This is a genomic window from Shewanella sp. 125m-7 (genome assembly GCF_052977045.1).
Genome location: NZ_JBRILQ010000089.1, coordinates 1 through 2,211, shown reverse-complemented (window position 1 = coordinate 2,211; position 2,211 = coordinate 1). Strand labels below are relative to the sequence as shown.

Sequence of the window (2,211 nt, the reverse complement as noted above, 5' to 3'; positions counted from 1 at the left end):
GATGAACCTTTGATTCACCAATTCTTAGGCTAAGTTTGATGTATCTTCCAACATCAGCGGTTCCAATGGCCTGCGGCTGGCGTATGTACAGAGGTTAAGGGTTCCATTGGCGTGAAACTAACGCAGGCTTTAAATCTACATCGATGAACCTTTGATTCACCAATTCTTAGGCTAAGTTTGATGTATCTTCCAACATCAGCGGTTCCAATGGCCTGCGGCCGGCGTATGTGCAGACACTGCCGTGACACGCAACAAGTCCATCCCTGGAAGCTCGGCCATGACGTCCATGTCATGGACGGTCACAGCCGTATCTACACCAGGTTAGAAAAGCGAACAATTTTGGCTCGGAAGTCTCACTTAAAGTGTTCGAGATCTTAAACTCTATCCAGACTCAATTATTTCATAGACATAATCGAATAACGCGAGTATAGCTAACATTTTGTATTCAAATGCTTAATCAGGAAATTATCATATGAGCCCTCAGATATCGGTTCTCTGTCTATTATTTTGCCTGTTTGTAATATTTTTACTTCTTTGTTTCGCCTTCAATCAATCATCCTGGCATAAAAAAGCTATTGAGGAATTAACCAAAAAAGTGGCTCCACTGTGGAAGTATCAAGAAATTGAGGATGCTCACCAAGAAGCTGAAACGATCAAGCAAGAAGCAAGAACACAGTTAGAAACAGCTCAACTAGACTCTAACAATCTAATAAATCAAGCTAAAGAAGATGCTGAACGCGTAAAGGCAAAAATACACACATGGGCTGAGCAGCACAAAAATAAATCAATTATTGAGTCAGACCAAATAAAATTTGCCTCATTAAATATACTAGAGCAGGCCAAGAGTGATGCCAAAGCTCTGCGTCAGGAATTAAGAGACAAAAAAGCTGCTGCATTACTTAAATCTGATGAAGTTATAAATCAAGCCCACCTAACTTCCGAGCAAATTATTAAGCAGGCAGAAGAGTCAGCAAAAGTTATTGCTGGAAATGCATTGGAAGCAAAAAATAACGCTGATACATACGCAGCTATAGCAACAGCTATGAAAAATGCAATCGGGGGATATGGAGATGAATACATCATTCCCAACTACGATGCGATAGATTCATTAGCCGAAGAGTTTAGCCATAAAGAAGCAGGTCAGCGATTATTAGATTGTAGAAAAGCTACGAAATCGATGGTTTTAGCAGGTAAAGCTGCCGACTGTGATTATGTAGAGCCTAATAGGCGGAGCACTGCAATTCATTTCGTACTAGATGCCTTCAATGGAAAAGTAGACTCTATTCTCTCTTTTAGTAAACGAGGCAATTTCGGAAAGTTAAAACAACAAACAATAGATTCATTCTCCATTGTTAACCTTCATGGCTCGGCGTTTCGCAATGCACGAATTACCGACTTATACCTTCAAGCAAGAATAAGCGAATTAAAGTGGTCTGTAGCAACTGAAGAGCTAAGAAGAGCAGAAAAAGCGGAACAAGCTGAAATCAAAGCTCAAATAAGAGAAGAAGAAAAAGCAAGAAAGGACTATGAAAAAGCTCAAAAAGAAGCATTGAAAGAGGAGTCTTTACTTGAAAAGGCCATGGTAAAGGCTAAAAAAGAGCTTGAGCAAGCTTCTGAAAAAGAGCGCTTACAACTAGAAATGCAAATTGCCGACCTCCAAGCAAAATGGGAAGAAGCGGAAGCTAGAAATCAAAGAGCATTATCAATGGCCCAACAAACTAAATGTGGTCACGTTTACATTATTTCTAATGTTGGCTCGTTTGGAGAGAATATTTATAAAGTAGGGATGACTCGTCGCTTAGAACCTATGGATAGAGTAAGAGAGCTAGGTGATGCTAGCGTGCCATTTGCTTTCGATGTTCACGCAATGATGTATAGCAAAGATGCACCAAAACTAGAAAGTGAGCTTCATAAACAATTTAACGACTGCAGAGTTAACAAAGTTAACCCACGTAAAGAGTTTTTTAATGTAACGCTTACTGAATTAAAGAATTTAGTAACAAAACTTGGTATCGAAACTCATTGGACAATGAAGGCTGAAGCCATTCAGTATAAAGAATCCATAATTATAGAAAAAGAACAACAAGCCGATCTTCAAACTATTAGTGCCTAACTCACATATAACACCGGTTCCCCATCGAAGTTGCCGAAGTGCGTTGGAATAAATTGCGTGATGCCGACAGGGATGTCGGCGTAGCTTTCGCGGGGCAG

1 protein-coding gene is annotated in these 2,211 nt (G+C 40.0%); it reads left to right on the top strand.

Annotation, left to right across the window (positions count from 1 at the left end; genetic code table 11):
- Window positions 1-472 precede the first annotated feature (472 nt).
- Complete coding sequence (locus ACVBIL_RS20525) at window positions 473-2,113, top strand: DUF4041 domain-containing protein (protein WP_447168785.1); 1,641 nt, start codon at window positions 473-475, stop codon at window positions 2,111-2,113.
- Window positions 2,114-2,211: the final 98 nt, after the last annotated feature.